The organism is Vibrio diabolicus, assembly GCF_011801455.1.
Lineage (GTDB): Bacteria > Pseudomonadota > Gammaproteobacteria > Enterobacterales > Vibrionaceae > Vibrio > Vibrio diabolicus.
In genome coordinates, this window is the sequence record NZ_CP042451.1 from 1,181,596 (window position 1) to 1,206,285 (window position 24,690).

General features: G+C 46.6%; 22 protein-coding genes. 14 read left to right on the forward strand and 8 right to left on the reverse strand.

Annotated elements, in window-relative coordinates; all coding sequences use genetic code 11:
- Nucleotides 1-244: 244 nt before the first annotated feature.
- The 5 genes from FR741_RS05560 to dsrO all read right to left on the reverse strand — a co-directional run bounded on the left by FR741_RS05560 (nt 245) and on the right by dsrO (nt 7,085).
- Nucleotides 245-1,297 (reverse strand): c-type cytochrome, encoded by a 1,053-nt coding sequence (locus FR741_RS05560; protein ID WP_167426386.1) that lies wholly within the window; start codon nt 1,295-1,297, stop codon nt 245-247.
- A gap of 8 nt (nt 1,298-1,305) precedes the next feature.
- Nucleotides 1,306-1,869: a c-type cytochrome gene (locus FR741_RS05565; RefSeq protein ID WP_371807243.1), complete on the reverse strand. Its 564-nt coding sequence runs from the start codon at nt 1,867-1,869 to the stop codon at nt 1,306-1,308.
- 212 nt (nt 1,870-2,081) lie between these two features.
- The gene (locus FR741_RS05570) at nt 2,082-5,174 is read right to left on the reverse strand and encodes a tetrathionate reductase subunit A (protein WP_167426387.1); all 3,093 of its coding nucleotides are present in this window, start codon (nt 5,172-5,174) and stop codon (nt 2,082-2,084) included.
- A 16-nt stretch (nt 5,175-5,190) separates the two neighbouring features.
- Entirely contained in the window at nt 5,191-6,321 is a 1,131-nt protein-coding gene (gene nrfD, locus FR741_RS05575; RefSeq protein ID WP_167426388.1) for an NrfD/PsrC family molybdoenzyme membrane anchor subunit, read from the reverse strand.
- Nucleotides 6,318-7,085: a sulfate reduction electron transfer complex DsrMKJOP subunit DsrO gene (gene dsrO / locus FR741_RS05580; RefSeq protein WP_029795570.1), complete on the reverse strand. Its 768-nt coding sequence runs from the start codon at nt 7,083-7,085 to the stop codon at nt 6,318-6,320. Before dsrO ends, nrfD begins: the two co-directional genes overlap by 4 nt.
- Before the next feature lie 179 nt (nt 7,086-7,264).
- Here dsrO and FR741_RS05585 point away from each other — a divergent pair, with 179 nt between their 5' ends.
- The 5 genes from FR741_RS05585 to FR741_RS05605 all read left to right on the forward strand — a co-directional run bounded on the left by FR741_RS05585 (nt 7,265) and on the right by FR741_RS05605 (nt 12,908).
- On the forward strand, nt 7,265-9,088 hold the full coding sequence (locus FR741_RS05585; RefSeq protein ID WP_167426389.1) for a sensor histidine kinase: 1,824 nt from the start codon (nt 7,265-7,267) through the stop codon (nt 9,086-9,088).
- Nucleotides 9,089-9,113: 25 nt separating this feature from the next.
- Nucleotides 9,114-9,716: a response regulator transcription factor gene (locus tag FR741_RS05590; protein ID WP_085343528.1), complete on the forward strand. Its 603-nt coding sequence runs from the start codon at nt 9,114-9,116 to the stop codon at nt 9,714-9,716.
- A 103-nt stretch (nt 9,717-9,819) separates the two neighbouring features.
- A complete protein-coding gene (locus tag FR741_RS05595) occupies nt 9,820-10,218 on the forward strand; it encodes a hypothetical protein (RefSeq protein ID WP_053808871.1) in 399 nt (132 codons plus the stop codon).
- Between the two features lie 66 nt (nt 10,219-10,284).
- Nucleotides 10,285-12,396 carry a protein-disulfide reductase DsbD family protein gene (locus tag FR741_RS05600; RefSeq protein ID WP_167426390.1) on the forward strand — a complete coding sequence of 704 codons (2,112 nt, stop codon included), beginning with the start codon at nt 10,285-10,287 and terminating at the stop codon, nt 12,394-12,396.
- The gene (locus FR741_RS05605; protein WP_041852915.1) at nt 12,393-12,908 is read left to right on the forward strand and encodes a protein disulfide oxidoreductase; all 516 of its coding nucleotides are present in this window, start codon (nt 12,393-12,395) and stop codon (nt 12,906-12,908) included. Before FR741_RS05600 ends, FR741_RS05605 begins: the two co-directional genes overlap by 4 nt.
- Nucleotides 12,909-12,957: 49 nt before the next feature.
- On the opposite strand, the gene FR741_RS05610 is transcribed toward FR741_RS05605, so the two are convergent.
- Nucleotides 12,958-13,491, reverse strand: coding sequence for a hypothetical protein (locus tag FR741_RS05610; protein WP_012841605.1), 534 nt, complete (start codon nt 13,489-13,491; stop codon nt 12,958-12,960).
- A 391-nt stretch (nt 13,492-13,882) separates the two neighbouring features.
- Between FR741_RS05610 and FR741_RS05615 the strand changes: the two genes are divergently transcribed.
- From FR741_RS05615 to FR741_RS05655, 9 genes are all read left to right on the forward strand, one after another.
- Nucleotides 13,883-14,515, forward strand: coding sequence for a class I SAM-dependent DNA methyltransferase (locus tag FR741_RS05615; RefSeq protein ID WP_167426391.1), 633 nt, complete (start codon nt 13,883-13,885; stop codon nt 14,513-14,515).
- A 25-nt stretch (nt 14,516-14,540) separates the two neighbouring features.
- The gene (locus FR741_RS05620) at nt 14,541-15,296 is read left to right on the forward strand and encodes a class I SAM-dependent methyltransferase (protein WP_167426392.1); all 756 of its coding nucleotides are present in this window, start codon (nt 14,541-14,543) and stop codon (nt 15,294-15,296) included.
- Between the two features lie 19 nt (nt 15,297-15,315).
- Nucleotides 15,316-15,741, forward strand: coding sequence for a GNAT family N-acetyltransferase (locus tag FR741_RS05625; protein WP_167426393.1), 426 nt, complete (start codon nt 15,316-15,318; stop codon nt 15,739-15,741).
- Nucleotides 15,742-15,744: 3 nt separating this feature from the next.
- A complete protein-coding gene (locus tag FR741_RS05630; RefSeq protein ID WP_174856091.1) occupies nt 15,745-16,305 on the forward strand; it encodes a GNAT family N-acetyltransferase in 561 nt (186 codons plus the stop codon).
- Between the two features lie 227 nt (nt 16,306-16,532).
- Nucleotides 16,533-17,666: an efflux RND transporter periplasmic adaptor subunit gene (locus tag FR741_RS05635; RefSeq protein WP_005376722.1), complete on the forward strand. Its 1,134-nt coding sequence runs from the start codon at nt 16,533-16,535 to the stop codon at nt 17,664-17,666.
- On the forward strand, nt 17,659-18,930 hold the full coding sequence (locus FR741_RS05640) for a TolC family protein (protein WP_167426394.1): 1,272 nt from the start codon (nt 17,659-17,661) through the stop codon (nt 18,928-18,930). The genes FR741_RS05635 and FR741_RS05640 overlap by 8 nt, the downstream gene beginning before the upstream one ends.
- Nucleotides 18,927-20,141, forward strand: a complete 1,215-nt coding sequence (locus FR741_RS05645) for an ABC transporter permease (protein ID WP_167426395.1) — start codon at nt 18,927-18,929, stop codon at nt 20,139-20,141. Before FR741_RS05640 ends, FR741_RS05645 begins: the two co-directional genes overlap by 4 nt.
- Before the next feature lie 2 nt (nt 20,142-20,143).
- Complete coding sequence (locus tag FR741_RS05650) at nt 20,144-21,427, forward strand: ABC transporter permease (protein WP_167426396.1); 1,284 nt, start codon at nt 20,144-20,146, stop codon at nt 21,425-21,427.
- A gap of 22 nt (nt 21,428-21,449) precedes the next feature.
- A complete protein-coding gene (locus FR741_RS05655) occupies nt 21,450-22,148 on the forward strand; it encodes an ABC transporter ATP-binding protein (protein WP_124008370.1) in 699 nt (232 codons plus the stop codon).
- A gap of 78 nt (nt 22,149-22,226) precedes the next feature.
- Here FR741_RS05655 and FR741_RS05660 read toward each other — a convergent pair whose 3' ends face one another.
- Both FR741_RS05660 and FR741_RS05665 read right to left on the reverse strand, forming a co-directional pair.
- Nucleotides 22,227-22,910, reverse strand: coding sequence for a topoisomerase I (locus tag FR741_RS05660; RefSeq protein WP_167426397.1), 684 nt, complete (start codon nt 22,908-22,910; stop codon nt 22,227-22,229).
- A gap of 68 nt (nt 22,911-22,978) precedes the next feature.
- Nucleotides 22,979-23,896: a leukocidin family pore-forming toxin gene (locus tag FR741_RS05665; protein WP_167426398.1), complete on the reverse strand. Its 918-nt coding sequence runs from the start codon at nt 23,894-23,896 to the stop codon at nt 22,979-22,981.
- Between the last annotated feature and the right edge of the window lie 794 nt (nt 23,897-24,690).

Genomic DNA, 24,690 nt, shown 5'->3' on the forward strand with positions numbered 1-24,690 from the left:
TTGATTCAGGAGTTTACGAGTTTCTTACTTTTGGCATCATAGTATATGGAAGCTCTAAGATATAAACAAAGTCGCGTTTGGTGCATTATTTTACTGCGAAGATTGGTATGTTGGAAGCCGAAAACTACTTAACGTTGCTGGTTTGGAGGGGGGCAGTGATTGCTTCAGGAGAGTAAAACAACCCTGCCCAGAGAACCTGAGCAGGGAGGTGGGAGCAATGGTATTTAAGATGAACGGTTGTCTTTTACTCTACGGTACCGCTCTTGAAAGCATTCGAGCCGACTTGCTTCCCACTAAGTGTTTTTCCGTAATAGCCTTGATGTTGGTGATATCTCTCTGCGTTTGCGCTCACGTTGCCTTTAAATCGAGGATCTTGTGGACGCTCGTGGCTATTGACGTATGCCGCGACATCCCACGCTTCTTGTTTGCTTAACTGGACACTTTTCCCAAGCGGCATGTTTTCGTAAATAAAATAGGCCGCGGTGTTAATCCGGTGCATACCTGCACCCCAGTTATACGCATATTCGCCCCAAAGTGGTGGAATGTATGAATGGCCGTCGGTGCCTTTTATGCCTGAACCGTCGGCGCGATGGCAAGTTTCGCAGTTCTTTTCGTAGACTAATGCCCCTCGCTCTGGTGATGGTTCTTGCTCAGGGGCGGCGATTTTTGGGTAGCCACGTCCAGAGAGATTACCTCGTTCTTCAATTGGTAATGCTTGCGCGATGGCTTCTGGCAGCGGGAAGTCTTTTGCTTTTCCACCAACTTGCAACGCTTTTGCGTCTAGCTCCGGAATTGGTTCATCCGTCATACCATGTTTGTCGAGCAAGCCGCCCATCGCCAACCAGTAGGCGTAAGCACTAAGGGCAACTATTTCTGGCGAATCGTAAGCGGGAGCTTTACCGTTCATGGAATATTCGAAACAACCCTGGATACGGTCAGCATAGCTGTTTACGCGATCGTTTTTCTTGCGATAAGCAGGGTAGGCCATGTATGCCGCCCATAGAGGTGCAGCGTTGGCTTTTCGTCCTGCTTCCATATGGCAGTTCACACAGTTTTGCTCATTGCCAACGTATTTGCCGCGCATCTGTTGCGAGTTAACAAAGAGCGAGTAACCACGTTTTACTTGCTCACCAAATGCGGTGTTTGGAATTTTACTCAGATCGCGAGGCTGTAAATATTCACCGTGATTCGCTTTTTTCACCGCGGGCAGTTCAGTTTGACGATCCGGCAGTGGTTCGTTGGCCAAAGTAGCAGCAGAGATGAGAGGTAATGCGAACAAAGAATAGAAACGTTTCATGTCTGCTCCTAGTAACGTAATGAGGCAAAGTAGTAGGAAAGGTTTTCAATCTCTTCGTCAGTGAGATTTTTCGCGATAGTGCCCATCATATTGAGCGGGTCACCACTGCGAGTGCCGTTTTTCCATGCCATCAATTGCGTTTTTAAGTAATCAGCATGTTGGCTTGCGAGGCGAGGGAATTTGTCGACGCCCATTCCGCTCGCTCCATGACAAGTCGCGCAAGCTGGAATGTTTCTATCCCAATCGCCTTGGAAGATTAATTTACGATACGGGTTACGAATGTCGGCTTGGTCGCCGCGTTGCTCTGGGTTAGTGAACTCGTAGCTTGGAAGGTTAGCAAAGTAATCCATGACTTCTTTACGAACAGCAGGATCGCTAAGCTCTTTCGCCATGCCTTGCATGACTACGTTTTGTCGTTCGCCACTAAGGAAGAGTTCTATTTGGGTGTTGAGATAATTCGCGTTCAGACCGGCAATCATAGGCGCAATGTTTGGTTGACCCATACCATGTTGGCCGTGACAACCGCTGCACACGCTGGCTTTTTCAGGAATAGACGAGGCGCTTGCGCCCATTGTGGTTGCCAGCAAACAGGCCGTCACCACAGGTAGTATTTTTGACATGCTGACTCCCTTTAATTGTTATTAATATCTCCAAGTGTCTACTGTGATAGTGACTTGGGTGCTGTATTGTCGGCTTTGTCAATAACTAAAGGTATTGTGGATTTCCACATATTTAGAGGATGTGAAGAGCTGCTAAATGGCAGCTCTTCAGGTTTGGTTGTCTACTAAGCTTTGCGGATTTTGGCTGGTAATGATTGACGAGCCGCGGCTCCTACCACCCAATCTAACAACACGCCTTTCCCTTCTCGGGTTGGGTCAATTAATCCGATGTCGTTAATGTTGACTCCATCTTGGCTGCGAGTTTTTACTGGTTGCTGTTTATCGCCGATCCAGTGCGAGCGTTGTCCTAGCTCGGTATGACCAAACCCATGTTCAAATCCGAGTGTGCCAGGGCGAATTCCGCTGACTATCATCGCAAGTGCTTTGGTGCTTGCAGATGGAGTCTCGATAACAAACTCATCACCCGTTTTAATGCCTGCGCGTTCGGCATCGATTGGATGGATGTACACTGGGTTTACGCCTTTTATCGAGTTCAACCTTGGCGATAGGTTGGACACCGCACTGTGAATGTTGGATTTAAAGTTAGTCAGGCTGAAAGGCCATTCTGAGCTTGGGAACTGTTCTTCCATTGGTGTGCCATCGGCCAGCTTTTGTGGATGCCATGTTGGGCAACCGGTGTAGAAATCACCGGTCATGGTGTTTCTTGCGCTGCCGACACGTTCATTCCATATCGCAACTGGTCGTGTCCATTTATGCTTCATCTGCTGACCTTGATACGCTTCGCTGGCATTTTCAAAGCGTCCACCGCGAGCAAAAATAAACGCCACACGTTTCATCTCATCTGCTGTCAGCGTCTTCTGCATGGCTGGCATTAAACGCTCTAGGCCGGACCACGCAATGTCTTCTGCCGAAACTTCAGGCACGCCGCCTTTCACATAAGCCAAGTTTGCCGCAGCTCGCAAATAGAAATCTTCGGCGCGATGGAGAGCGTGCCAGTTGCCTTGTGCATCTTGAATTGCATTGTCACCAAAACCGCCCAGCTGCATTTTCTTAGCAACATCAATCAGGAAGTTCTCTAAACAAATCGAGCGACCGTCGGCGGTTTTCTCTGTTCGCGCTTCCACTATCGGCCAACGAGCGGTGACGGTTTTCACCGGAACATCGTGCCAAGGCGTTGCCATGCCCCAGCTTTCGTAAGTAACGGTGTCCGGCACAATGTAATCCGACAACGCGGTGGTTTCGTTAATGAATGCATCAACAGACACAATCAAACCGAGCTGCTTTGGATCTTTAAGCTTGTCTTCCAGCAGTGTTTTCAAACCGGGTACACCATACATCGGGTTCGCCATGTGGTTGATCCACGCTTTAACGCGATATGGATAACCATCAATAGCCGCAGATAGGTGTTCTGTCAGCAGTGGCGCTGCAAACGGATACCAAGGGGCGTGAGTTGGGTAAGGGGATTTTCCTGCCTCAACGCGACGTTTGTATTCGCTGGTTTTGTGGTATGGGAATTTACTGCGCGATAAAAAGACGCCTTTCGGGCCGACTTTGCCAGCAAATTTGGTGAAGTCGTAACGAGGACCCGCAGCGGAAGTTGGGTAGCCACCCGCTTTCGCCATCGCGCCGCCTTTCATGTTGATGTTACCAATCAACGCATTGAGCATCATGATGGTAAACGAGTTATAGAACCCATTGGTGTGCATGTTGCCACCGTGGGTATCGACCACCGCTTTTGTGCCATAGCTTGTGAAGCGTTTCGCTAGTTCTGCGATTTGCTCTACAGGGATTTCACATTGTTGACTGTAGAACGCAAGGCTGTATTTAAACGCCTCTTCTTTGAGCCTTTGTAGAGACGATTTTACTCGCACTTTGCCTGATGCAAGCGAAACCGTTTTATCGACAAACAGTGTCGCTTCCTCAGCTTGGGTATGAACACCAAATTGGCCACTTTGCTCATCCACGATGGCGTACGGGTCGGAGTCAGACAACGCTTCGCCCTCGAATGGCAGATTCAAGTCCGATGCGCGTAAAAACGTGCCGTTTCTCGGGTGCTGCTCATCGCTTATCACGAGATGCGTAGCATTACACCAGTGCGCGGTGCCTGCTCGTTTCATCGCGTTTGCCCCCGGCTGCGCCAAGAAGGTTTTGTTGTAGCGTTGGTTTTCGATGATCCATTGGATCATGCCAAGCACGAGGGCAGAATCGGTGCCCGGTTTGATTGGTATCCAGCGGTTATTGTCACCTGCCGCCAAGCTCGATGAACCCGCAGGCAAACTTGGTGTGATGATGGTGTATTCCAAGCTGCCTTCTGTTCGCGCATTGGCGAGTTGGCGCGCCTGACGCTTAAAAGGGTTGCCAGCTTGAGCTGGCGACATACCGATGAAGATGATGTATTCCGCATTATCAAAGTCTGGCTTTAAGTGTGCGTTCTTATCTAAATCGTTCATAAATGCGCCGCTGCCAGCACGAAATGCATAGCCGCAGTAAGAGCCGTGATGCCCAAAGTTACGCGTACCATAGCTGTTGAACGCGAAGCGTTTGAATATGTCGTCTCGGCCTTCATTACCGGCGTTAGTCATTAACAATTGGTTGGCTTTCGGTCCATATTCTGGGTTTTCAGGATCAACGGGCGTTGTTAAATCGCGAATGTCGCGTAAGCCATCAACATGGCCTTCACCAAATAAATCACCACCTTCAACGACTTCTTCTATCAATTGCTCGTAGCTGATTGGAACCCATTTTCCTTCGCCGCGTTTGCCAACTCGTTTTAGCGGCTGAGTAATGCGGTACGGGCTGTTGCGAATTTCTAGCATCCCGTTTCCTCTCGCACAGGCGGTGGAACGGCCGTCAAGACCCGCTTCTCCTGCCAAACTTAAATAAGCATCTTTGACCGGCGTTTCAAACGGAATATGTTGCTGATGAGACAGCGGGTGATATGGGTTGCCAGTGATGCGCAAGATCTCGTCATTGCGGTTATCAATGCGTACACGCAATCCGCACAGTGACCAGCAACCAAAACACATCGATGGTGCAACACGCTGGTTTGGATTTGGGATCAGATTACCTTGGTCATTGACGGCGTATTCTGGTTCGAGGGAATTGCCGTGGTGAATATCGCGGGTCTTTTGCCCAGCAGTGCCTTCCAGCGCACCTTCTACCATGTGCTTGGTTGTGGTGGCGTAACCTGCAGCAAATGCACCAAGCCCACCGACTGCAAGGCCTGATTTCAAAAACTGACGGCGTTTGTTATCCATAATGAAATCCTCTTGATTAGCGTTCAGTTAAGGTGAGTGATGATGCTTTTGCTTCGATACTTTGTTTTGGCTGAACCAGCACTGAGCCGAGCAGTGCCAGTGCAAGCCATAATCCGAGCATGCCGATAATGCCTATCCAGCCATTTCCATCCATAGTGAGTTGGTATGGATACATCCCTGCATCGAACTTGGCGATGGTTTGCACTTCCATGATGGTGAACCAGCGAATCAGCCACGCGCTTGCCAATGCGGCAGCAGACACAAAGCCGAGCCCTATGACGTGACGAAATCTGGCTGATGTGGACTTTTGGGTATCGCGCAAGAAGATGAAGGCGAGCAAAACACAACCTAAAACGACAAAAGTGAGCAAGGCAATGTTGTGCATCCATCGTTCGCTAGAATAGAGCGAAAATGTAGAGTTGTTGGATGCCCAAATGGGTAGGAGAATCAGCGTCAGAACGCCGCTCGTTACCAGTGACTTTTTGAGTAAATTGTTATCACCAGAAGTGAGAGCTTTCGATTGGCTAGGCAGCAGTAGCCAAATCAGCAGAGAGAATCCGACAGCACCCATAAATGCAGTGACAAACCAAAGAATTGGTGACGCGGGTTGGTGCCATAATGAACGTGATTTTACGATCGCAATTTCAGCTCCAGTATAAAGGGCGATGGTTAAGCCTGATAACACGGTGATTGCAGATATTGTGAGCATCACTTTGTGAGAAATTGTCCACTCACCGAGCGATAACTTAGATAACAGAGGTAGTACTTTTCCCGGTTGATTTCGCAGTGCGATAAGATCCTGACGCAGATACAGCCATGCTGTCGCAACCGCCAGCGCAGAAAAAACAGGCAGGAACAGCGAGCCTAGAGACATCCATGACCACGGCGTGATGTGCGCGTAAAAATGCCAAGCTCGTCCCGGCTGGTGAAGGTCGCCAGTTAACGCCAACGGGCCTACGATAGCGCCGATGGCCATCGTTAGCACCAGCGCGGCGCGTAACCGATGACTGGTGTGTTGCTCAAATAACAGTGCGATTAGGAACAAAATAGCGGCAGCGTAAGCAGAACCGATGTAAAAGAAGTACTGCACCGCCCACGGGAGCCAAGCCATTGCTTGAGGTTGGACTAACACTTCGGTGATGTTCATGCGCGCTCTCCTTGTGGGTCGTAAATAGCTGGCTGCCCGTCGATGTGGCTGGTGAAGCGTTCATCCATGCCGATGTAAAACACATGCGGCTTGGTCTCTTCATTGGGCTTTAGCACTTTGATGTCGTCTTGGTGCTTCGCAATTAAGCGGCGGACTTCACTTGATGGATCATTCAAATCACCAATCACGCGAGCGCCGCCCACGCAGGTTTCCACACAAGCGGGTAACAAACCTTGTTCTAAGCGGTGTGCACAGAAGGTACATTTGTCTGCGGTGAGCGTGTCTTCATTGATAAAACGCGCATCGTAAGGGCAGGCTTGTACACAATACGCACACGCTACGCAGCGACTGTTATCCACCATGACGATGCCATCTTCTCGCTGAAAGGTTGCTTGAACGGGACAAACGGCTACGCACGGCGGGTTATCGCAATGATTACAAAGTCGAGGCAGCATAAAAGCCTTCGCTTCTTGTGTGGTTGTGGAACCGTCATCGAGCGTGACTTCGTATTGTTTCACTGTGGTTCGAAACTGACCGATTGGCGCTTGGTTTTCAATGCTGCAACCTACGGTGCACGCTTGGCAGCCGACGCATTTACGTAAATCGATCACCATGGCGTAACGTTTTCCGACTTGTCCTTTTCGGTCGGCGGATTGGTTATTTCGAATAATGTTTCCTGCGGTAGCCGTGCCAATGCCCGCGACTGGAATTAACGCGGCTCCGGCTGTGACCGCGCTGAGAAAGCGACGTTTGGTGGAATCCATAACTCACCTGCTTTTTTTGTTGTATTTGAATTGACTGATTCCATTGTGAGAAATGCACCGCGAGGCTTATATTGTGGATTTCCACATACCCAGATCAAACTTGATCTAAAACAAATGTGGTTTAGGGAAGGTAGCTGTTATTCTTGTCGCACTCTTTTGACGGAACGATTCGACTCATCATGAAAAAAGCACTGTGGCTTCAGCTTTGGATTCTTTGCTTGGTTGCCTTGGCATCTTTGGCTCAGGGTGCTGTTTCTGAACAAGCAGATCTGCAAGAGCAAAAGGCAGTGCAGCCAGAGGCCAAGCAGAAAGTCGAAGTGGGCGTGTTAGCGATACGTGGTCATCTTTATGCTGAGCAGAGATGGCAACCGACCATTGATTGGCTCAATCAGCAAATTTCTGATGTGCATTTTGTTCTTCATCCCCTTAACTTGGATGAAATGGGCCAAGCGGTGAAGTTTCAGACGATGGACTTCATCTTAACTAACCCTGGTCAGGCAGTGCGATTGGGTAGGCAATACGCGCTATCGTGGATGGCAACGCTAACCAGTCGAGCGCCGCAAAATTCGAACTACGGCATTGGTTCGGCGCTGGTGGTTCGAGCCAATTCAAGCTATCAAATATTGCAAGATGTCTCAGGGCTTCCTGTTGCGGCTGTATCAGAAAAAGCCTTTGGTGGTTACTTAACGTTGCGCTATCAAATCGTGGAAATGGGTCTTAATCCGAACGATTTCTTTGCTGATGTCCGTTACCTCGGCTTTCCTATTGATGCCAACCTGTATCAATTACGTGATGGCAATGTGGAAGCCGCTGTCGTCCCTGCTTGTTTATTGGAACAGATGCAAAATGAAGGTCTGTTACAGCAAGGGGATTTTCGAGTCCTAAATCAACAGCCAAATGAACATTCTTCGTGCGCTGTTTCTACGCCGTTATATCCAAACTGGTCATTTGCCAAAACAGAGCGCAGCTCAGCTCAGCTCGCCAAACAAATTGCGCAAGTGTTATTAGCGATGCCACCTGAACACCCTGCGGTTATTGCGGCAGGCGCGTCAGGTTGGACGTCACCCGTCAGCTTGCTGAGCATCGACAAACTTTATCAGGCGCTAGACCTCCATCCGTTGCAACAACCTTGGTGGAGTGAGGCTCTACGCTGGCTGCGTAGTCATCAAGAATGGGCATGGGCGCTGTTCATGTTTGTGATTGTGTTGAACGCGTACCACTTTTGGCTTGAGTATCGATTTAGCAAGAGTAAGCAGGCGTTGGAACAGACATCGTTACGTTTAAAAGAGAAAAGTGAGCAGTTAGAGCATTCACAAAGAGTCGCGATTGTCGGTGAAATCGGCACTAGTCTTGCCCATGAACTCAATCAGCCATTGGCGGCCATTCGCAATTACAGTGAAGGCGGTTTACTTCGCTTGGCCAAAAAACGCCCTCATGAAGATATTGTCCCAGTGCTTGAGAAAATACAGGGGCAAGTTGAACGAGCCGATGCAATTATTCAGCGCTTAAGAACGTTGATCCGCAAGCGTAGTGTCGACAAAGCGCCGTGCGATCCTCAAGTACTCATTGATGACACGATTGAGTTGCTCCATTTTCGAATGCAGAAGCAAAATATTTCGATTGTGACCAGTATAGAAGGGAACGTCCGTCCGGTACTTGTCGACGCTGTGGGCGTTCAACAGGTTTTAGTTAATGTGATCAGTAACGCGATTGATGCGTGTACTTTGTTCCAAGAGAAATATCACTCGTCAGGTTATCAAGGTAAAATTGCCCTGCATAGTGACTACCAAGTCAATCAACTTTCCATTCGAGTATTAGACAACGGCACAGGGTTGCAGCAAGAGAATCCAACTCAAGCGTTTGTGAGTAGCAAAGAAGAGGGACTCGGGCTGGGGTTAGCCATTTGTCGTGATGTAATGGAAATGCATGATGGCGAGTTTCTCATCAGCTCGACAGCGCCACATGGCTGTTTGGTTGAGCTCGTGTTTCCATATCAAAACTAATCTGAACTAGGCATAGGAGCATTCAATGAGCAGCGGTGAAAAGCAGCTACCTGTTTTTGTAGTCGACGATGATGAATCGGTGCGTGACTCGCTCGCTTTTATGTTGGAAGAACATGACTTCAACGTCACCACTTTTGCTGATGGGCAGTCTTTCCTTGACGAGGTGGACGTTCAGCAAGCGGGGTGTATCATTCTTGATAGTCGAATGCCAAATCTTCGTGGTCAGCAAGTCCATCAAGTTTTAAATCAAGCCAACAGCCCCTTGGCCGTTATTTACCTGACGGGGCATGGTGATGTCCCGATGGCGGTCGATGCATTACAAGCTGGCGCGGTCAATTTTTTCCAAAAGCCAGTCAAAGGCGATGAGTTGGCACAAGCCATTTTGCAGGGGCAAGTGCAGTCGGCTGCAAACCTTGATATGGCGGCGGCAAAATCGGCGTATGAATCGCTCACTCCCAGAGAAAAAGACATTTTACGTTTGATCATTGCAGGCAAGCGCAACATTCGAATTGCCGACGAACTTTGCATTGCAATGCGCACGGTTGAAGTACACCGCGCCAACCTATTGAAAAAGTTCTCAGCGAAAACCGTCGCAGAGTTGGCCTATATTTATGGCAAGCTAGATTAGAGCTTAGTGAGTGAAGCTTCTTAATGCTATTTTGTGGATACAACTTGAGCTTTATGACGACTCGCGTATTATCTTCTTCGTTCCTACTTTATTCTGAATTCTTATGAGTTTATTGACTAAACGACATCACACACCACATAAACGGGTGAAATGGCTACTAGCGATTATTGGCTGGGTGGTTGTCGTGTGTCTGATGCAAAATTCAGGTTTTGCATCGTCATGCTCTATGAAGTATGAGACGGTATCGCCTGCTGTTTCACTTACTGATGAGGGGTCGAGCGTCAAGTCGATTGATGCTAAAGAAACCAGCAAATGCGAATTGTCTGAAAAGTTAATTCAATTTTCTCAACATCAACTCGATGCATTTATTGTTGTTCTGTTTGTCGGTCTTTTGGCGTCGGCTATTTGGATGTGCTGCGCTTATATTCGCGCACAACATTGGACGGAGCCGATAGGTCGTAAGTATCGAGTCCATCTGACTTTCTGTGTATTCCAAGAATAAAAACGTGTTTTCTGACCAATGACGTCAGCGATTTAACACATTTTGTTTTTATTATTAGGAATTACTATGAATCAAACTACCAAACTGACTCAGTTCGCGTCTATGTTCTTTATGACGCTGGCGTTGAGTTTGTTCTCTCTGAATATTTCAGCACAAACTACCGATACCGGTTGGATGACCAACCCGCAACATCCTCCAGTGCAAACGCGCTTTGTACTAACGGGTCAACAAGATCCGCAAGCCAAAACACTTACAGGTTATTTGGATGTTAAGTTGAGCGGAGACTGGAAAACTTATTGGCGATCGCCGGGCGAGGGTGGTGTCGCGCCATCGATAGATTGGCAAAACTCGCAAAACCTGAGCAAGGTTGATTGGCAATGGCCATATCCGCAAAAGTTCGAGTTATTGGGCATTGAGACTCTCGGTTACAAAGGCGACACTTTGTTCCCAATGACGCTGCATATCGACGATATGTCGAAACCCGTCACGATTGATGCAGTGCTCACGCTTTCTTCCTGTACGACGATTTGTGTGCTGACGGACTACCAAATTCAATTGACGTTCTTACCTTCTGAGCTGAAAGTGGACGAAGACGTGATGTTCAGTTACGCCCAAGCGGTGAGTAATGTTCCTCAACCTTCGCCTTTTGTTGAGGTCACGCAAACAAATTGGGATGCGACGCAATCCAAATTACAAATCAAACTAAAGAACACGCAAGGTTGGCAAAATCCTCAAGTGTTGGTGGATGGTGTTGGTGATGCGATTCGTGACTACAGCTTCAAGTTGGATGGACTTCAGCAAGAAGGTGATATCGTCACAGCAAATTACTCGGTTGATACCTGGCTGGGTGAGGTAGAGCTTAATGAACAATCGTTATATGTTTCTATCAAAGATGAAAACTTGCTGGTCGAAGAGGTAACACAAGCACAAGCAGGAGCGGTTACATCGTCACTGCCAACTACCTCTTTAGCGAGTATTTTCTTATTTGCACTGTTAGGCGGTTTGATTTTGAACATCATGCCGTGTGTGCTGCCTGTATTGGGGATGAAGCTCAGCAGTATTGTGGCTGCGCATGGTGTAGAGCGCCGTCAAATTCGTACCCAGTTTATCGCTTCTTCTCTGGGGATTCTCACTTCGTTCTGGCTGATAGCTGGATTCATTTTGGTGTTGAAGCTTACGGGTAATGCGATCGGTTGGGGCGTGCAGTTCCAAAGCCCTTGGTTCCTAGGATTGATGGTACTAGTCACTGCTTTGTTGGGCGCCAATATGTTGGGATTATTTGAAATCCGTCTGTCATCGGGTACTAATACATGGCTCGCATCGAAAGGTGATAACTCTCTAGTGGGTCACTACGTTCAAGGTATGTTCGCCACTTTGCTTGCGACACCTTGTTCCGCACCGTTTTTAGGCACTGCCGTTGCTTTTGCCTTGGGCGCGGACGTATTAACGTTATTTGCAACCTTTACTGCATTAGCATTGGGTATGGCACTGCCTTGGATCTTAGTCGCTGTGTTTCCAAGTATCGCGCTAAAACTACCAAAGCCCGGTCCATGGATGAATGTCGTTAAGATCGTGTTTGGCATAATGATGTTGGCAACCAGCGTTTGGCTACTTTCATTAATGGCAAATCATGTACCGATGTTATGGATTGCACTCATCGCTGTGGTTGCTTTTGTCGTCATGATGGCAAGAATTAAGCGTGTGTATGGTGAGAAAGCACTTGCTGTATCGGGGACCGCATCGTTAGTGTTAATAGCTGGCGGCTTACTACTTGGCAGTGTCACTGCTGACCAATGGGCAACGCCACTTCCGGATGATCTAGCTTGGCAAAAGCTTTCTAATTCAGCGATTGAAGAGCACGTCAGTAATGGGCGAGTGGTGTTTGTGGATGTGACTGCGGATTGGTGTGTCACGTGTAAAGCGAACAAGATCGGCGTGATCTGGCAAGATCCTGTCTACTCATTGCTACAAAGCCCTAATGTGGCGAAGTTAAAAGGGGATTGGACACATCCGGACGGCTCGGTAACGGACTTTTTACGAGCTCATGGGCGTTACGGTGTGCCGTTTAACATCGTCTATGGCCCGGCGGCGCCACAAGGTATCCCGTTACCTGTGATTCTGACTGATGATGTTGTTTTAAGCGCGGTGAAACAAGTGAGTGGGGGATCCATTCAATGAGTTCGACAAAGCAGCGTAGAACAGTCCGATATTGGCTCGTTCAAATCGTACAGATGGTGCTCATTGTCACCGTTATTTCTATCGCGATGGATTGGTATCGCACCAAAGATATTCCCAAACAGGAGGCACCACCATTGAGCTCCGTATTGAGCGATGGTGAATACTTCGATGCAATCGCACAAAGTCATGAACAACCTGTCGTTGTTTATTTTTGGGCGACTTGGTGTCCCGCTTGTAAATTTGTAAGCCCAAGCGTGAGCTGGCTGAGTGATGACTATGCCGTAGTTGGCGTTTCTGGCTCATCGGGACCGAATGAGCGCGTGGCGCAGTTTATGCAGGCAAAAGAATATCGTTTTGAAAACATAAACGATCCTTCAAGCGATATTATGCGTGAATGGAAAATTAGCGTGACTCCAACCATTTATATTTTAAGAAATGGTGAAGTGACCTCTATTACGACAGGCATCACAACGCCGATAGGAATATTGGCGAGAATTTGGTTGGCTCGATAACGAAATAAAAATCCGATATTCAAAATACTGAATATCGGATTTTTTCTTTTTATTTTCTCGCTCCAACGGGAATCATAATGTGTGCGTATGGCGTGCCTTTCCACATTACGTATGGGCCACCATAACTTGGGTCGGTTGGTAGAGAGTCGAGCAACGCTTGGTCTGGGGTAATAATCATCAAGTGTGGTCCTTCCACAATCCATTGATTATCGTCCGTCATCCCTTCTGCAAATGGGTCGGTGTTACTGGCACCGCCATCACCCGCTAACATGTAAGAAATGCCTAATGCTTTGGCTTGGAAAGGTTTTTTGTTCATCCAAGCGTCTGCCCATTCCATCCAAGGACCATCCATACACATTGGCGCTGTGCCTTCCAATTGAGGTGGCGTTGGGAAGCAAGTGTATTGGCTAGAACCTTCTTGCAGAACATTATTGTTCCAGTCCATCACTGTTACTTTATCGCGAATAGTCGGTGGTGCAGCACTCAGTGCATCTTCTAAAAGTGCTTTTGAATCATCGGCTGCGAATGCGCCAAAAGCGCAGCTGACCGAAACAACAGCAGTTAAATAAGGAGTTAGTTTCATAAATTAAACCTCAAGTTAATACAACATGAGAATTTGAGCACTTTAATTATAGGTTGATATTAAAAATAAGAATCATTATTTAAATGGAAAATAATAAGCGATAGGTTTGTTATGTTAATTTAAATATTGTTTTTATATACAGCGAATAGAATGATGGAAATAAGATTAGCTGAATAATCGAAGCAGATTATCAGGACATATTTTCTCTTTATGCACTTAAAAATTCCATCGGAATCACGGGCTAATACTTTCCAAAATTTCATCTATTTCTACTGGTTAGCGCTGAATAACCAGTCGGTTACGTTTCATAAAAAATTAGCCATTTAATAAGTGCTTAGGTGCGTATTGCGTGTTACATTCGAGCATCGTTCTGGTTATCAAGGAGGAAACGATGAACGTAGCAAAAATGTATGATGATGTGTCGGAGCGCTATCAAAAGTTGGTGGATGACAGCCATTACGTTGGCCCACGTTGGATTTCTGGGAAGTTAAAAACCCTTCCCATCGAGCAAGGCTCGGCTCTCGACCTAGCCTGTGCGACAGGCAGTATCGGTCATGTCGTAAAAAATCACTATCCAGATCTCACCATTCATGGCTTAGACATCTCGTCCAAAATGGTTGATAAAGCGCGCCAAACTAACCTCTATCAAAGCGTCTCGGTTCATAACCTTGATGAGCCATTTTCCCCTTTGTTTGAGCAAACCTTCGACCTTATCACCGCACTTGGTTTTACTGAGTTTCTAGCAGAGCCTCAACAACTGCTGGAGTGCATTTCGCGTAAGCTAACTGCGAATGGACGATGTTTTATCAGCTTTCAATACCACGATCCGGATGGACAAGATTTGCCTCGAAATACTTATAGTGGATCGGTCGTGCATACGGCATATACCGAAAGTGAAGTTGAACAACTCTGTCAGCAGGCGAGGTTGGAAGTGGTTTCCCTAGAAAATGTGATTGGTTATGTATCTGGTGTTGGTTATGTGTGTCGATACGTGATGCTAGAGCTGAAAAAGTCACACCGCTAAAATAAGTAACAAACAAGGACTGTTTTTGAAAACACAAGATTTAACCGAGTTCGGGTCGGGCATTGAATACGATGCCCAATACGAGCAGCATTACCATCACGACATTGCTTTCATCACAAGGTTAATCGAAGAAACCAATGCTCGAAGTGTATTGGATGTCTGTTGTGGTTCCGGCATTGTCACGATTCCAGTCTCTGAGCAACTCAACGAAGCCATTGGCATTGATATTTCTGAAGGGATGCTCAAACACGCAAAGGACAAAGCCAAAAGCAGGAGTAACTTGCGTTTTCTTCATCTCGACGCAACCCAGTTTTCGTTAGGTAAGAAGTTTGACCTAGCCATAATGACAGGGAATGCATTCCAAGCCTTTTTAAGTGACGACATGCTGGCAGGCGCACTGAGCTCAATATCAAAGCACCTAGAAAAAGGTGGGCGATTTGTCTTCGATACGCGGTTACCAACGCCAGAGAATCTAGAATTGGATCATGAGATGGCGCTGTGGCAAACCTATGTTTCTCCAACCTATGGTGAAGTGAATTATTTCGGTATGAAGGCCGAGTATGACTTGCAAACGTCCATCATGTATTTGAACAAAGAGCGCCATTTTGAAAGTGGAACGATTGAGCATTCCAGCATTGATTTAAAATATCGCCCGCTGGAAGACATAGAGGTTTTCCTTGAACAAGCGGGATTCAGAATTATAGAGAAGTACCAATCTTGGTCAGCGCAAACATTTGAGGCGAATGGCAACTCGCTTGTCTGTGTGGCTAAGAAAATATAAACCAATGTTGAGGGATACAATGCAAGGGTTTCGAATTACTACATTGTTAGATGACATGGATTTAGGCGTTATCTACGAGTTCATTTCAAACAGTTATTGGGGAAAGGGTATTCCAAGAGAACGCTTTGAGAAGTCTTTGCGCCATTCGTTCTGTTTCGCGGTTTTGGATGACAGAAATCAACTCGTCGCTTTTGCTCGGTTAATTACCGATCGCACCACGTTTGCGTACCTTGCCGATGTGTTTGTTGTGGAGGCACACCGTGGTAAAGGCATCAGTAAGTGGTTGATCTCAGAAATTGTTGCTCATCCAGAACTACAAGGCTTACGCCGTATGATACTTGCAACCCGCGATGCTCATGGATTGTACGAACAGTTTGGGTTCACTCCTATTGCTCCAGTAGAAAACTTCATGCAAATCTGGAAACCGAATGTTTATCAGAGCTAAATCATGATGAGAGTTGAATCTCAACAAGTGGCAATCAGATACCTCAAAACAACAGACGCTGCTCCTCTGTTTGAAAACTATTTAGGCGATGAGCAAGCATGCCGCTTCCTCAATCGCCAAGTCCACCAAAATGTTAATCAAACCCTTGAAGCTATCGAAAGATGGCGTGCTCAATATGATCAAAAGTCTCCCAATCTATTAGTCTTCGCTATTGAAGAACTCACTTCTCAAACTCCTATAGGCTGTCTGGTGCTGATACCTGAGCAAGACAGCAGTGAAACCCATTTTGGTATTTCTGCTCGCTATCAGGGAAAAGGCTATGCAACCCAAGCCTGCAAACTTGGTGTTGTCTACCTGCAAAGCTTGGGTATAACGCGCATTCGCACTGCCCCGCATATTGGCAACCACGCGAGTATTCGTGTGTTGGAGAAATGTGGCTTTATCAGCCAAGGCATTTTAAAAGCGCATGCGGTTTTTCCTGCTTTAGGACGTGAGGCGCAAGACTGTATGGATATGCGATTGGAAGATACAGAACTGTGCTATTTTGCACATTGTTCAGAATGAAATGGATAGCGGTTGAAACGAGCGGTTACAGAGCTTGTTAGTCGCCATCGTAGACAGCGTCTTTGCTGAATGATTCGTCGAGGTTTTTTAGTCTTTGATTGTCAGAGGCGACTGACAAAACCATACCAACTGTGACAACCAAACCGCTATTAAAGCAGGATATTATTCCTTCAACTTTGTGTTTTAGGAGTAGTCATTAGACTACCCAATAATTGTTGGAATAAATAATGACGAAACGTTGGCTTGTCTCCGCTGTGAGCATTGCGCTGCTCGGCGGTGGAACGTATTTCTATCTCCAATCTGCCGCTCAACCAGAATTACTGCCTACATTGATTGTGGAAAAAGGCACGATTGAAAAACAAGCGGTGGCTGTTGGTAAAATTGTCCCTGCACACTCTGTGTCTATCAAGTCACAAATCGACGGTATCGTCGGTGAAATTTACGCGAAAGTTGGTGAAAAGGTGAAGCAAGGCCAGCCGCTGATCAAAGTACGTCCAAACCCAACCCCCCAAGCATTAACGGATGCATCGGCAGAGCTCATGCGTAGCGAAGCCGATCTGGAATCTGCCAAACAAAAACTGTCTAACCTAGAAAGCTTGGTCAAGCAGGACATTATTCCAAGTAACTACGACGAATACGTAAGTGCGCGCTCGGCAGTCAAATCTGCGCAAGCGGACGTATTGCAAAAGCGCCAGAATCTCGAACTCATCCGCAGTGGTGAGGCGTCTATCGGTGATGCACGTTTAACGTCGACGATCTACGCGCCAATTGATGGCACGGTACTCAACCAGAAAGTTGAGGTCGGAGAGCCGATCATCTCGACTCAATCAAGCCAAGCAGCGACTGAAATGATGTCATTGGCCGACATGAACAGTCTGATTTTTAAAGGTAGCGTCAGTGAGCATGATGCTGCGCAGTTGTCTCCGGGAATGCCCGTTATGTTGACGGTGGCGCCTTATCCTGATGTGGCGATTTCTGGTGTGCTAACCAAAGTGGCGATTCAATCTGAGAACCTCAACTCACCAGAGGGCAATGCTTCGGCAAAAAGTTTTGATAACGGTTTTGAGGTTGAAGTGGGAGAACTCAAGATCCCACAAGATGTGTTGCTTCGTTCTGGTTTTTCATCGACGGCTCAAATCATTCTGAAGAAGTCTGAAAACGTGCTCACTCTCCCGGAGCGCGCTCTGCAATTTGATGGTGACGCACCGAATGTTCTGATCCCCGACAGCTCAGAACAAGGGTTTCATAAACAACCGGTGAAACTCGGTCTGTCAGATGGCATCAATGTCGAAGTGCTTGATGGCGTGGAGCTTGATGAAGAGGTTATCGACAACAGCATGATGGGAGCGGCGCATGGTTAAGCTGCAACGATCAACAATCGCCTTTGCATTGTTGGCTGCCACGCTCAGTTTGCCGACCTACGCAATTTCTATTGAACAAGCTTGGCAACAAGCAAAGCAGAACGATCCTAATTACGAAAAAGCGAAAATCGGCGTCCAGCTTGGCGAGGTTGGCGTACAGAGTAGCCGCAGTGCGTTATTGCCGGGTTTAAGTGCCAGTGCGTCAGCGGATTGGAATGAGTCCTCAAGCCATTCCAACAGTTACGGCGCTACCTTATCTCAAACTATTTGGGATAGCAGTTTGTGGTCGGAACTGGATCAAGCGAATGTCAATTATCTCAAAGCACAGTTAGAGCTATCTCAATCACATAACGAGCTTGCGCAGAAGTTGCTCACCGCTTACCTAGATGTGGCAAGCGCACTGGGCGACCTCAAATTGGCGCAGTCCAAGCTGGAGGAGGGGAAGGAACTTCTCAACATCATCGAGAAACGCTATCGAGCAGGCAAAGTGAAGTCGGTTGATGTTGAAGAGATGCGAGCGAATCAAGTCTCTGAGCAAGCAAGTATCCTCAATGCAAAAGCCGATCTCGAAGTGAAAAAAGCAGAGCTTGCGGCGTTAATCAATCAAATGCCGGAGAGTGTCGACCAAATTCGAACGGATTCTTTGATTCAGCCGCCGATGCTGGTGGACTCTCAGGAGCAATGGCTAAAGCTGGCGAAAGACAGTAGTCCAGAGCTGTTGGTAGCGGCGCAGATGGTGAAAGCGAGCGAGTTCACGAAAGATTCAGCTAAAGGAGGATACTACCCAACCGTCAAAGGCAGTGTGGGCTACAGCGATGGTGACAATCGTTCAAACGGCGAGTTTAACGCTGGGATTAGTTTGAGTTTGCCGATTGACCTCAATGGTGCAGTGCGAGCGAAAGTGGACGAAGCATCGTTGAATATTTTAAATGCCAAGCAAGATATGCGTAGAGTGGAAATTGATATTCAGAAACGAGTTATTCAGCAGTTTACGCAGGTCGATATCAACTGGAATCAAGTTTTGATAGCGAACGAGCTGGTTGAGTCGCGCGCCAGAGTGTTGCAAAGCAAAGAGAAACTTTACGACGCTGGCCTGCTTGAAGTGTCGGAAGTTATCAGCGCACACAACAGCTTGTTTGAGGCGAAAAACAGTCTGCAAACCAACTTGTACAGCTACTGGCGCAAGAGAATCGGCTTACTGCAAACCGCAGGGAAACTCGATGACGATACCATGGCGTTGATCTCTCGAGCTTTTCATTCATGAGCAGTCTATTGCAACAAACTTGGCAAACGTTGATGGCGCACCGCATGAAGAGCGTGCTGGCCATTATCGCGATTGCTTGGGGCGTGATCTCTGTGGTGGTGTTAATCGCACTTGGCGAAGGCTTTTATCGCCATCAGACCCAGTCGTTTTCATTTATGATCAACAATGTGCAAGTGGTGTTTCCGTCGAGTACCAGTAAACCGTGGCAAGGGTTACCTTCAAGACGACAAATTGATATTCCACAAGAAAAAGTCGACATGATCAAACAGTCAGGCTTCGTGCAACAGGCGTCAAGCGTTTACGCCAAATGGGATGCGAATATCACCAATCTCAAAGGACAGAACTTATCGAGTACGGTCAGCGGTATTGATACGTCTTACTTTCCTTTAATACAACGCAAGCTGCAATCCGGTTCGAGAAACCTGTCACCAAGTGATATGGACAACCACACTCGCGTGGCGGTGTTAGGCGATCAAATTGCGCAAATGGGCGGAATCCAAATCGGAGATAGGCTCAAAGTCAACGGCATTCCGTTTTTGGTGATTGGGATAACCGTCGGTGAGGACACTGGCATTTCATTCGGCGATAGCCGCACGGTTTTCATTCCTCAAACAACGTACCGCGATTTGTGGGATGCGAAACCTTGGATGATATTGATGAAGCCGAGAGAAGGGATGGATGCATCGTCATTTCGACAAAATATCGTGAACTTTTTCGCCAAGCAGCTTCATTTTGACCCAAGTGATAAAGATGCGGTCGAATTACCCGATTTTAGTGAAGGTGCGGCGGTCATCAGTGGAATTTTGCGTGGCATTCAGATTTTTCTCGGAGCGAGCGGCGCGATGACCATGGCGGTCGGTGCGCTTGGCGTTGCCAACATCATGTTTTTATCTGTCACGGAGCGCACGCGTGAAATCGGTGTGCGTTTGGCGATCGGGGCGACTCAAAAATCCATACTCAGTCAGTTTATTCTTGAAGGGCTTATTTTGGTAGCCGTGGGCACGGCATTAGGTCTGATGTTTTCGTATGCAGTGGTATCTGTCTTAAGCAGCATGGCATTACCGGAATGGATTGGTTTGCCTGTGATCACGCCAGATTCCATTGCTTGGTCTTTACTTGTGACGCTTATTTTGGCATTGATGGCGTCGTATTTCCCAGCAAGGCGAGCATCGCGTCTCACGCCAGTCATTGCTTTGAGTGCGAGGGCTTAGTCATGTTGTTACCGATGAGACAAATTTTCCAAGAAATGGCCGCAGAAAAGCTGAGATTGGGTTTGACCATTCTGGCTGTAGCGTGGGCGACCCTCTGTATCGCTGCTATGTTGGCGGTAGGTGAGGGTATTCGTCAGGGCGTATTGAAAACCGCACAAAATGGTAACGGCAACTTGATCTATTTGACCGGAGGGATGGCCACCGTCGACCATGGTGCTTTTCACCAAGGTAAATTTCTGACATTAAAAATGGACGATTCAGAGATCGTTCGAGCGTTACCCGATGTAAAAAGTGTTGCGCCAACTGCGAAGTGGAAAGAGCGTATCACCGTTGGTGACAGAAGCTCGTGGCAAGAGCCGTTAGCGGTCACGAGCGAGTTTCAATCCATGACCAATTTGGTGCCGATGGTGGGGGGACGATGGTTAAATCCACTCGATCAAAAAGAGACGCGCAAAGTCGTTGTACTGGGTTATGAACTGGCAGCCGACTTATTCAACCCGAATGAGGACTTTAGTTGGTTTGCGACAGTCACATTGCAAGTCAACCCTGTGGGGCAAAAGGTAAAAATCGGCAATGAGGAGTTCACCGTTGTGGGCGTATTGGAGAAAAACAGCGCTCAAATAGAACTGGGGGATCTTATCAACTATTCCAGCTTTGTGCCGTTAGCGACGTGGAAGCGATTTCATGTCAACGGTGAAATTGGTGGCATCAATGTGCAACCACAAGCCGATGTAGACCGAGAAGCCTTAGCAAAGACGATCAGGCAAGTGATTGCCCGTAAACACGGGGCAAGTGTCAGTGATGAACAGGTCGTCCAAGTCGATGATATGTTCCTTAAGCAAAAGAGTATGCAGCAGTTTCTGATAGGTTTGCAGAGTTTTCTTGGCATTATCGGCTTCGTGACGTTAGCTGTTGCTGGCGTCGGCATTGCCAATGTGATGTATGCCACCGTAAAGCGATCTACGCGTGATATCGGTGTGCGCATGGCAGTCGGTGCAACCCCAACGGCTATTCGCATGCACTATTTAGTGCAGTCTTTATTGACAATGATGATGGGGGGCGCGCTTGGCTTAGGCGTGACGTACGCGCTGGTGTCTGCCATCAGTTCCATTCCTTTAGAGGGCAATGCCTTTTATGAACAACTGGGTAAACCTGTCCCTGAGTTGTCGTGGGTCGTTGTCGCGATTGTCATCCTCACCTTAGTGATCATTGGTGTGGCATCTGCATGGTTACCTGCAAACCGAGCCGCAAAAGTCAGCCCGTTGGAGGCGCTACAAAGTGAATAACAACAATAACTCTGGAGAGAACATGTCGAACAAGCCGCTTGTTGAGCTGACCAACATCTGCAAATACTACTCAAGCGGAGAGGCGGAAGTACGTGCGCTCGACGGCGTAGACTTAACCATCAATCAAGGTGAGTTTCTTTCGATTCTTGGCCCGTCTGGCTCGGGTAAATCAACGCTAATGAACATGCTCGGCTGTTTAGATAAGCCCACTGATGGCGAGTACCAACTTGGCGGCCAAAACGTCGCAAGTTTAAGTGCGAATGACCTAGCTGGCATTCGTAACCAAAAGATCGGGTTTGTCTTCCAAAGCTTTAACTTATTGGAATACGCGACGGCGCTTGATAACGTGGCACTGCCGTTGGTTTACTCTGGTATCAAAGCCAAAGAACGTCGCCAGCGCGCAGCTAAATTGCTAGAGCAAGTCGGGCTAGGGGATCGTTTAGACCATAAACCAAACCAGCTTTCTGGTGGTCAAAAGCAGAGAGTTGCGATTGCAAGAGCCTTGGTCAACGACCCTCAAATCATCCTAGCTGACGAGCCAACCGGCGCGCTCGATTCAAAATCTGGTGCTGAGATCGAAGCTCTGTTCAACCAACTCCACGCCGAAGGTAGAACGCTGATCATCGTTACCCATGATAATGCGTTAGCAGAGCGCACCAAACGCATCATCACCATCAAAGATGGCAAGGTGATTTCGGATAGGGCTCCGGAGGGAAGATAAATGAATTTTTCTTGATTGAGACTGGAGTTACTTTAAGGAAGATAGCCATGGAATAGGAGAAGCTATCTTCCTTTATTTTTATTCGCGATGTTCGCTTTGTCTCTCTTTTATCAAGTCATGCTTTTGTTCTTTAAGTAGAGTGATTGCGAGCTTAGTGTCCTCAATCAATTTACTGCTATCGTTGAGATCTTTGCTCTTCAAAGGCAAAACCAGATAATGAATGCTGCCATCTTCATTCTGCACTCCGGTAGCGATGATGACATCACCTTCTGACGCTGTACCAAAATACTCTGAAACGACTTTGGTTTCGCTGACACCGTAGCTATCCAAATAGGATGATTCCGTGTTGTCAAACAAGATAGGAACCCCTTGCTTAGCTAATGTTCGCAATTGTTCTTGCTTTTGCTCGTCGAATGGATAGTCGGTTGTACTGATATAACTTACCTGTTCAGCTTCAATAAAATCGTACAGTTCATTGCTCAATTCATTTAATGGGGCAGATATCCAAGGTGTAGCTGGAATGACGTCGGAAGTAGCGTCATTGTCATTCTGTGGTGTTGGAACGGTAACCACCTCTTGAGCAGCATCGCTCTCAGGAGGCGTTACACTTCTTGTCTCAGTTTTCTCTGTCTTGATTTGCTCGTCAAAACTTGCAACAGAATTGCTCTGGGGATTCTTGTTATTTGAATTAATTAGAAATATGGCGAGTACTGCACCAAGTGCTAGCGCCGATCCAGTCAAGAGTTTTTTATTACTTGTCATGTCTTACCGTTTATTTCATTAGTAAATACGGCGGCCACTTATTCATTCCGTGGCCGCAGGCTAATAAGTTAGTGGTAGAGCGCGTCATTCCAAGAGATAGTTACGGCTCGGCTAGTCTCTGTCCATTGACTGCTATCACGATTTTTCTTCCAGGTATTTTCTGGGGTGGTATACCAGCTACACCAGTCACGACCAAAGTAGTAATTGGTTTTTCGCCAACCTGCAACCAGCTTGACTTCTGACGTATCTAGGCCATCTTGAATATCATTTTTTCGATATACAACACCGACTTGCGGTTTAAAGTCAGAGCGCATCACGACAGGTAATTCGCTATAGTCAATTAGGTTGCCCATGTTACAGCTGGTCCAACGGTACAATAACCAGTCTTTAGGTGGAGTATTGTGGCGGATAGTCTGGTTTTCGATAAGCCAATTAATGCTCTCATTGGTCTGATCAAAATCAGCCACCGTCTGAAATTCTGGTTGATCGTAAGTTACGCGGTTGCTCCAGGAGATCCCACCGCTAATATTTGGAGAATCAGAAGCACTGAAGCCAAGATTAAAGTCCAGAGACTCACTTACGGATGCTGTTGCAATAGTGTTTTCTGGAGCATGGCTCATATGACGTAAAGGGGCACCATTTAAATAACTCAGTGCCAGTTTAAAGGCTGTTGGGATTGTGTAACGGTAGTCTCCACCGGTGGCAAAACCATAGATCTGCTCTTTATTCGGTACATTAGTCATGTCGAAACCAGAACCTCCGTTTAGAAGCAACTTGGCTTCCTTAGCTCCATTCGGCAGCAAAGATTGGTTCCAGACATTTTCTAAGGAGTAAATTAAGCGGATCTTCTTCGAGCGTGCATCGCTATCATCGAGCTGTAGCAAGGTCGAAGTGTAAGCTTTTAATGTATCTTCAGCATGTGCTGGAGCTAGAGAACCAAGTAATGCGAGCGCGATAATACTCGCGGAAAGATGCTGTTTTTCCATTGTTGTTTCCTATTAGTCAGCCCATAAAGGTTATTATTGGGTTTTAACAATAACTCTATGGGTGTTTTATAATTATGGACTGGTTATTAATTGGCGCTCAATAATTGAGCGGTGAAATATTGCATCTTGTTTTTTAATAAAAAAAGGAAAAGTATAGATTCGTGGGATTAATGTCTCATAGTTTTTAAATTCATTACTCAACTATAATAAATAAGAATGTGGTTATTAAGTCTTACCTTTTTAAGTTATTACTTAATTTTTATTTTCTAATGTTATGTTTAAATTTTCTTATTGACAGAAGTGAAATTTATAAGTGTTAACCATGTTATTGTTGAGGTTTTTGTTATGCAAAACCAAGTAAAGTATCGTTATGTGGTCATTACGGATTTATGAATTTAATTTAAATTAAAACAGTGGTTTATGTTTATTTTGTTATTGGTTTTTTTCGAGCTTAATGTAATGGTTGGGTGACAAAGTCCGTCAATGAATTTGTCATATTCTTGTATGAGGATATATGTTCTTTTAAAACAGAAAAATTAAACTTTACGTTTGAGATGGTGAATATAGGAAAAGAAATAAATAAGATAATTAAATAATCATGTTTCCGAGGGTATAAAATGTAAGGTACTTTTAATTAAACGAATGCTTGAATAAATTATGGAGTGTGAAAAAAGTGCTATTTAAGCTACGCTGTCCTATATTCCAGGTAGCATCTTGTTTATACAATGCGTTTTCTAGGCTTAAAACTGGTTTACGTACTGTTAATCCCTTATCAGTTTCTTAATTACACATAT

Bases quoted from the DNA above. Each gene is read 5' to 3' on its own strand.
- FR741_RS05645 (WP_167426395.1), top strand. From the start codon at position 18,927: ATGAGCAGTCTATTGCAACAAACTTGGCAAACGTTGATGGCGCACCGC.
- FR741_RS05610 (WP_012841605.1), bottom strand. From the start codon at position 13,491: ATGAAACTAACTCCTTATTTAACTGCTGTTGTTTCGGTCAGCTGCGCT.
- FR741_RS05565 (WP_371807243.1), bottom strand. From the start codon at position 1,869: ATGGGCGCAAGCGCCTCGTCTATTCCTGAAAAAGCCAGCGTGTGCAGC.
- FR741_RS05560 (WP_167426386.1), bottom strand. From the start codon at position 1,297: ATGAAACGTTTCTATTCTTTGTTCGCATTACCTCTCATCTCTGCTGCT.
- FR741_RS05655 (WP_124008370.1), top strand. From the start codon at position 21,450: ATGTCGAACAAGCCGCTTGTTGAGCTGACCAACATCTGCAAATACTAC.
- FR741_RS05660 (WP_167426397.1), bottom strand. From the start codon at position 22,910: ATGACAAGTAATAAAAAACTCTTGACTGGATCGGCGCTAGCACTTGGT.
- FR741_RS05625 (WP_167426393.1), top strand. From the start codon at position 15,316: ATGCAAGGGTTTCGAATTACTACATTGTTAGATGACATGGATTTAGGC.
- FR741_RS05630 (WP_174856091.1), top strand. From the start codon at position 15,745: ATGATGAGAGTTGAATCTCAACAAGTGGCAATCAGATACCTCAAAACA.
- FR741_RS05595 (WP_053808871.1), top strand. From the start codon at position 9,820: ATGAGTTTATTGACTAAACGACATCACACACCACATAAACGGGTGAAA.
- FR741_RS05635 (WP_005376722.1), top strand. From the start codon at position 16,533: ATGACGAAACGTTGGCTTGTCTCCGCTGTGAGCATTGCGCTGCTCGGC.
- FR741_RS05615 (WP_167426391.1), top strand. From the start codon at position 13,883: ATGAACGTAGCAAAAATGTATGATGATGTGTCGGAGCGCTATCAAAAG.
- FR741_RS05600 (WP_167426390.1), top strand. From the start codon at position 10,285: ATGAATCAAACTACCAAACTGACTCAGTTCGCGTCTATGTTCTTTATG.
- FR741_RS05640 (WP_167426394.1), top strand. From the start codon at position 17,659: ATGGTTAAGCTGCAACGATCAACAATCGCCTTTGCATTGTTGGCTGCC.
- FR741_RS05590 (WP_085343528.1), top strand. From the start codon at position 9,114: ATGAGCAGCGGTGAAAAGCAGCTACCTGTTTTTGTAGTCGACGATGAT.
- nrfD (WP_167426388.1), bottom strand. From the start codon at position 6,321: ATGAACATCACCGAAGTGTTAGTCCAACCTCAAGCAATGGCTTGGCTC.
- FR741_RS05650 (WP_167426396.1), top strand. From the start codon at position 20,144: ATGTTGTTACCGATGAGACAAATTTTCCAAGAAATGGCCGCAGAAAAG.
- FR741_RS05605 (WP_041852915.1), top strand. From the start codon at position 12,393: ATGAGTTCGACAAAGCAGCGTAGAACAGTCCGATATTGGCTCGTTCAA.
- FR741_RS05585 (WP_167426389.1), top strand. From the start codon at position 7,265: ATGAAAAAAGCACTGTGGCTTCAGCTTTGGATTCTTTGCTTGGTTGCC.
- FR741_RS05665 (WP_167426398.1), bottom strand. From the start codon at position 23,896: ATGGAAAAACAGCATCTTTCCGCGAGTATTATCGCGCTCGCATTACTT.
- dsrO (WP_029795570.1), bottom strand. From the start codon at position 7,085: ATGGATTCCACCAAACGTCGCTTTCTCAGCGCGGTCACAGCCGGAGCC.
- FR741_RS05570 (WP_167426387.1), bottom strand. From the start codon at position 5,174: ATGGATAACAAACGCCGTCAGTTTTTGAAATCAGGCCTTGCAGTCGGT.